The following is a 6096-nucleotide window of genomic DNA, read 5'->3' as shown; positions in this document are numbered from 1 at the left end:
CGGCGGTGATCGCACGCGAGACCGCGTTCGACCCGGGGCTGGCCGCCAAACGCGGGGTTCCGGAGGGGCCGGCGTTCGGCCGGCTGGCGAACGGCGAGGCGGTCGAGGTCGATGGCAAGACAGTGCGCCCGGTCCAGGTCTCACGCGAGACTCGAGAACGCTTCCCGATCGGCCCGTCCGAGTAGCAGTTCGGATCCCGAACTATCGGGCGTCTCGCTCCCTGATTCTCGTCCGACCCGCGTCAGACGATCGGGCAAAAATAAATACGTCCGGGTCGCAACTGGACCATATAATGGACTCTATCGTTGAGGACGCCATCGACGAAGCCGAGGAGGCCCCGGACGAGGGAGCCGGGGAGCTCGGCGACCCCGCGGACGACGGCCACGCCGGGGCGCCACCACAGACCGGAACGATGACCGACGACGAGCTACAGGACGTCCTCCAAGACCTCCAGACGAACATCACCGTCGTCGGCTGTGGCGGTGCGGGCGGTAACACGGTCAATCGGATGACCGAGGAGGGTATCAAGGGCGCGAAGCTCGTCGCGGCCAACACCGACGTCCAGCACCTCGTCAACATCGAGGCGGACACGAAGATCCTGATGGGCCAGCAGAAGACCCAGGGCCGCGGCGCGGGCTCGCTCCCGCAGGTCGGCGAGGAGGCCGCGATCGAGTCCCAAGAGGAGATCCAAGACGCCATCGACGGCTCCGACATGGTGTTCGTCACCGCCGGGCTCGGCGGCGGCACCGGTACCGGCTCCGCGCCCGTCGTCGCGAAGGCCGCCCGCGAATCCGGGGCCTTGACCATCGCCATCGTCACGACCCCCTTCACCGCGGAGGGCGAGGTCCGACGCACCAACGCCGAAGCGGGTCTCGAACGTCTCCGCGACGTGAGCGACACCGTCATCGTCGTCCCCAACGACCGCCTCCTCGACGCCGTCGGCAAGCTCCCCGTCCGTCAGGCGTTCAAAGTGTCCGACGAAGTGCTGATGCGTTCGGTGAAGGGGATCACGGAGCTGATCACCAAACCCGGCCTCGTCAACCTCGACTTCGCCGACGTTCGCACCGTAATGGAGAAGGGCGGCGTCGCGATGATCGGCCTCGGGGAGTCCGACTCCGAGTCGAAGGCGCAGGACTCCGTGAAGAGCGCGCTCCGCTCGCCGCTGCTCGACGTGGACATCTCCGGCGCGAACTCCGCGCTGGTCAACGTCACCGGCGGCACGGACATGTCCATCGAAGAGGCCGAGGGCGTCGTCGAGGAGATCTACGACCGGATCGACCCCGACGCGCGGATCATCTGGGGCACCTCCGTCGACGAGGAGCTCGAAGGCGAGATGCGGACGATGATCGTCGTCACCGGCGTCGAGTCGCCGCAGATCTACGGCCGGCAGGGTGACGGCGAGGACGCCCCCGCGGCCGCCGAGATGGAAGACATCGACTACGTCGAGTAAGCGCCCGCGACCGACGACGCCCGTCGCGTCGACTCCGATCACCCTCCGAAACTCGCGCTGGTCCGGATATCCACGCCCCTCCCCCTATCGCACGTCCGCCCGCAACACCACGATGTCCACGCCCCGCCCGTCGTTCACCGCCGATCCAGACGCAGTCCCCGATATCGACGAACCGGAGCCGGACACCGACCGCGGGCTCCCCGCGGTCGTCGGCGTCCCCGCCCTCGCGTTCGTCCCGACCGTCGTGAGCCTCGTCGCCGGTGGCGTCCTCGTCGGCGAGCCCGTGACGTGGGACGCCGCGCCCGGAGTCGTTCGGAACGGGATGACCGCTGCCGGCATCGCCGGCGGCTTCCAGTGGCTGGTCGGCCGAGGGGAGTGACGCCGTCCGCGCACTTATCACCCGTGAGAGATAACTCCGGGCAATGGCGAACGGCAGGCCCTCCGGAAGCGACGGCAGTGACGGGAACGACGGTCACGACGACGGCGGACGACGCGGCGGGCTCGGCGGTGGCTCGCTGCTGACGCACCTGCTCACGCGCGGGCTCGTTCTCGCGATCGTCGTCGGGATCGGCTATCTCACTCGACCGCTGTGGCACGGACTCGTGTACAGCGTGCTCTACTCGCCGGGTGCGGCGGTGTTCGGCGGCGGTGCGGCGCTCGCGGCCGTAGTGTTGTGGCTCCTACCGCCAGGGGTCCTCGGCGACGGGGGTGGCGGCGCGTCGCGCGCGCGGCGTCGAATGGACGGGCTGGAGGACTCCGACAACCCGATCGGCCTCCTCCTCGGCATGGACGGGGCGGCCGGCCGGAAACTCCGGCTGTTCGTCGGCGTCCTCGGGGTGCTCGTCGTCGTCGCGTTCCTCGTCGGCGTTCCCGCGGGGGCGCTCGAACAGCGGACGCTGGCACAGTCGACCGTGGCGGACGCGACGGAGCTCGACGAGTTCCCAGAGGCGAACCCTGACAACCCGCGCGTGGTGCCCCGCATGGTCGCGGACGTGACGACCCGCGGCTCCGTCTCCTACCGACAACACCGACTCGGAACGAGCGACATCGCCCGCACGGAGGACGGCTCGCTCGCTTGGTCGTACGCGATCCAACCCGACGGGTTCCGGAACCAGCTGCTCGAGAACCAGCGTGGCGTGCTCGTCACGGATATGACCCGGATGGACGACCGACAGATCCGGGCATACGAGGAGGATTTCACCTACGGCGAGGGGATGCTGTTCCAGCGATCCGCGGACTGGAACCTCAAGACGACCGACTACTTCGCGCGGTACGACGACGACGCGGTCGAGTTCAGCCACGAGGGGCGGCCGTACATGTACTACCCCAAGACGGTCCACGAGTGGCACCTGACGCCGCTACCGCACACGACGCCGACGTGGGATGGCGGGGCGTTGATTCACCCGGATGGGACGATCGAACACCTCACGCCCGCCGAAGCGGCCGACAACGAGGTGTTGGACGGCCAGCGGCTCTACCCCACGACGCTCACGCGCGCCGAGATGGACGCGATGGGGTACCGTAACGGGATCGTCAACCAGCTGCCCGTCGTCGGCGCACACGAGGACGAAGTCGAGGTCGCTCGCCTCCCCGCGGACGCCGACAACACGCAGCCGTTCGTCATCGATCTCGAAGGGGAGCGCATGTCATACGTTACGGCGATGGAGCCGTACGGCGCGGACACTCGCGGGCTCGACGAAGTATGGTTCGCCGACGCCGAAACCGGCGAGTACACCTACTTCGGCACCGGCGACGACACCCTCACCGGTCCGGAACGCGCGATGGGGATCGCTCGGTCGGCGGACTCACGGACTAACTGGGGGCAGAACTTCGTGATCACCGAGCCCGTCCCCGTCACCGTCGACGGCGACCTCTGGTGGCACCTCAAGGTGACGCCGACGGACTTCACCGACGTGACCCGCAACGTGTTCGTCAACGCCGACACGGGTAGTGCCGTCGAGATCCGCGACGATGACGCGGTCCGCGAGTTCATCCGCGGGACGGTGACCGAGGAGGACCTGGGTCCGATCGACGGGGAGGACGGCGACGAGACCGACGACGTCGACGCGATTTACTACGTGCTCGTGACGGACGACAACGGGGAAGTCATCGAGCGGATCCCGGTCGAGCCCGGCCAGGAGACGATCATCGTCGAACCCGACGACGAGCGAGCGGCGGGCAACGAGACGGCGACGGGATAGGTGGCGTCGGACCGCGTCGCGGTTCGGGTCGGTCTGGGTCGGTCCGGGTCAGTGTCGACACCGACGAGGCCGAACCCGACACGCTTGCTGGCCCTCAATCGTCGTCCACGGATGACGACGCCGAACCATCGGTTGGCCTCGTGCTCTCGAGCTGTCCGGTCTCGTAGCCCGTCCAGTCGAACCGATCCTGGAAGTAGATCGCGACGTGGACCAGCGCGAGCAGGACCGGCACCTCGATCAGCGGACCGATGACGGTCGCGAACGCGACGCCGGAGCCGACGCCGAACACCGCAACGGCGACAGCGATCGCGAGCTCGAAGTTGTTGCTCGCGGCGGTGAAGCCGATCGCGGTCGTCGTCGAGTAGTCCGCGCCGATCCCGCGCCCCATCCCGAAGCTCACGAGGAACATCACGACGAAGTAGATCGTGAGCGGGACGGCGAGCCACACCACGTCGAACGGCTGGGAGATGATGTTGTCGCCCTGCGTGGCGAACATCACGATGACGGTGAACAGCAGCGCGAGTAGCGTGAGGGGGCTGATCTTCGGCACGAACTGCTCTTCGTACCACTCTTCGCCTTTCGAGCGGACGCCGCCAAGGCGAGTCACGACGCCGCCGGCGAACGGGATCCCGAGGAAGACCGCGATCGCCCAGAACACCTGCTGGACGGTGATGTCGAACGCACCGATCCCGGCGACCATCGCGTCGAGTCCGAGGATCGGCGGCAGGAACAGCGCGAAAAACCAGATATAGACGCCGTACGTAAGGATCTGGAAGACGCTGTTGAACGCGACCAATCCGGCAGCGTACTCGCTGGAGCCGTCCGCGAGGTCGTTCCAGACGAGGACCATCGCGATACACCGGGCCATACCGATGAAGATCAACCCGAGGAAGTACTCGGGCCGCGCGGGGAAGGCGGGGACGATCCCGCTGAAGAAGATCACCGCGAGCGCGAACATGACGGTCGGGCCGATGAGCCAGTTCTGGATCAGGCTCAGGGAGAGCACGCGCCATTGGGAGAACACCCGCGGGAGCTGGCGATAGTTCACCTTCGCGAGAGGCGGGTACATCATCGCGATCAGGCCGATCTCCACGAGGTGGTACTCCTGGATCGGGTCGACGACCCCGGGAGCGACGTAGCCGAGTCCGACGCCGATCCCCATCGCGAGGAAGATCCAAACGGTCAGGTACTTGTCGAGGAAGTCCATCGACCGCGGATCGCCACAGTCCGGACAGCCACAGTCCGGACCGTGTTCGTGGCTGGTGTCGCTCACGATGCCATCACCTCCCTGATACTCGTGCGGTTCGACGAGGAGCGATACGCAGCAGTCGGATACGAGGTATGGTTCATTAGTTCGGTGAAACGGAGATCCTGAGGACGGCTACTCTTCGGCGGCGATCACGTCGAGCTGGACGTCCGCACCACCGGGGAGCGAGCAGACGCCGACGACGGTTCGCGGGGGGAGCTCGACGTCGTCGAACCGCGACGCGTACACGTGATCGACCGCCTCCGCGGCGCTCGGATCGGTGAGCTGGATCTCCAGTTTCATCACGTCCCCGAACGTGAGGCTCCGGTTGTCGGCGAGCGCGGATTCGAGGTTGTCGAGTGCCGTCGAGAACTGTTCTTCGATTGAATGATCACTCAACACGTCACCGTCGATTACGGGGAGAATACCCTCGAAAAACCGGAGATCGGACGAACCGGTTCGTTTCCCGAACGCGCCGATGTTTCCGGTTCCGTCGCGCTGTCGCCTGCTTTCGTTGCTCAGTTCGGGGTCGATGTCCATCGTGTCACGGTGCTCGTCCGCCCGCTCGGTTTCGGTCGTCTGTTGCTCCATAATAGATGAACAGTTGCTCATATATTAAAACTCTTCGAACCGGTACGAGTCGGACGCTGAACGGGAGTTCCGAACCACTGGAACAGTGATCGGGAGTATCGGATGCGCTCGGGCCAAAGCCGAACCGGCCGTCGTCTCCGGCCAAGAATTCAGTATCGGACTGGCTCCACAGTGATAACGGCGGACTCGAACGCTCCGGGACGGGCGTCTCGCAGCCCGGTCCCGAGGGCGTTCAGGACGAGTACGTTTCGGTCAGCGACACCGTATCGAACGGGAGCAGGCGTTTCGCGTCCCGGACGAACGCCCGGAGCCGTCGATCGCGTTCCGGTGACGGATCAGTTGCGACGACGGAGACGGCGAGTTGATCGTCGGTGGCGGTCGCTTCCGCGTCGAGTCCGTGGAGCGCGAGGAGCCCGTCGACCCGGTCGTCGCCGGTCACCAGCGTCTCGACCGTCACCTCGTACTCCAACGTGACGCCCGCGAGCGGGTGGTTGTAATCGAGGTGTGCGGTCTCGCCGTCGACGGACTCGATCACGCACTCGCGGCCGGCGACGGAGACGGTTCGGCCGGCCTCGCGTCGATCCGCCGGGAGCAGCGAGGCGGGCACG

The 6096-nt window shown here is 66.6% G+C and carries 6 protein-coding genes and 1 pseudogene; 4 read left to right on the top strand and 3 right to left on the bottom strand.

The features are described 5' to 3' along the window. From ACFQEU_RS10110 to ACFQEU_RS10095, 4 genes and pseudogenes are all read left to right on the top strand, one after another. A pseudogene (locus ACFQEU_RS10110) lies at positions 1 to 185 on the top strand (D-aminoacyl-tRNA deacylase); the annotation flags it as partial. Between the two features lie 107 nt (positions 186 to 292). Beyond that, positions 293 to 1450, top strand: a complete 1158-nt coding sequence (gene ftsZ, locus ACFQEU_RS10105) for a cell division protein FtsZ (RefSeq protein ID WP_379781751.1) — start codon at positions 293 to 295, stop codon at positions 1448 to 1450. A gap of 112 nt (positions 1451 to 1562) precedes the next feature. Further along, positions 1563 to 1829: a hypothetical protein gene (locus ACFQEU_RS10100; protein ID WP_379781749.1), complete on the top strand. Its 267-nt coding sequence runs from the start codon at positions 1563 to 1565 to the stop codon at positions 1827 to 1829. 43 nt (positions 1830 to 1872) lie between these two features. Then, a complete protein-coding gene (locus tag ACFQEU_RS10095; protein ID WP_379781747.1) occupies positions 1873 to 3651 on the top strand; it encodes a hypothetical protein in 1779 nt (592 codons plus the stop codon). A gap of 94 nt (positions 3652 to 3745) precedes the next feature. Here ACFQEU_RS10095 and arsB read toward each other — a convergent pair whose 3' ends face one another. The 3 genes from arsB to ACFQEU_RS10080 all read right to left on the bottom strand — a co-directional run. Beyond that, on the bottom strand, positions 3746 to 4924 hold the full coding sequence (gene arsB, locus ACFQEU_RS10090; protein WP_379781745.1) for an ACR3 family arsenite efflux transporter: 1179 nt from the start codon (positions 4922 to 4924) through the stop codon (positions 3746 to 3748). Between the two features lie 108 nt (positions 4925 to 5032). Then, complete coding sequence (locus ACFQEU_RS10085) at positions 5033 to 5488, bottom strand: RidA family protein (RefSeq protein ID WP_379781743.1); 456 nt, start codon at positions 5486 to 5488, stop codon at positions 5033 to 5035. 232 nt (positions 5489 to 5720) lie between these two features. Continuing rightward, positions 5721 to 6096, bottom strand: a 376-nt coding sequence (locus tag ACFQEU_RS10080; protein ID WP_465261131.1) for a peptidylprolyl isomerase, incomplete at its 5' end; no start/stop codon positions are given.

This window comes from Halorubrum tibetense, assembly GCF_042661865.1.
GTDB classification, from domain to species: domain Archaea; phylum Halobacteriota; class Halobacteria; order Halobacteriales; family Haloferacaceae; genus Halorubrum; species Halorubrum tibetense.
This window is presented reverse-complemented; position numbering and strand designations above follow the sequence as displayed.

Coding starts and splice junctions, on each gene's coding strand:
- ACFQEU_RS10100 (WP_379781749.1), top strand. CDS start 1,563: ATGTCCACGCCCCGCCCGTCGTTCACCGCCGATCCAGACGCAGTCCCC.
- ACFQEU_RS10085 (WP_379781743.1), bottom strand. CDS start 5,488: ATGGAGCAACAGACGACCGAAACCGAGCGGGCGGACGAGCACCGTGAC.
- ACFQEU_RS10095 (WP_379781747.1), top strand. CDS start 1,873: ATGGCGAACGGCAGGCCCTCCGGAAGCGACGGCAGTGACGGGAACGAC.
- ftsZ (WP_379781751.1), top strand. CDS start 293: ATGGACTCTATCGTTGAGGACGCCATCGACGAAGCCGAGGAGGCCCCG.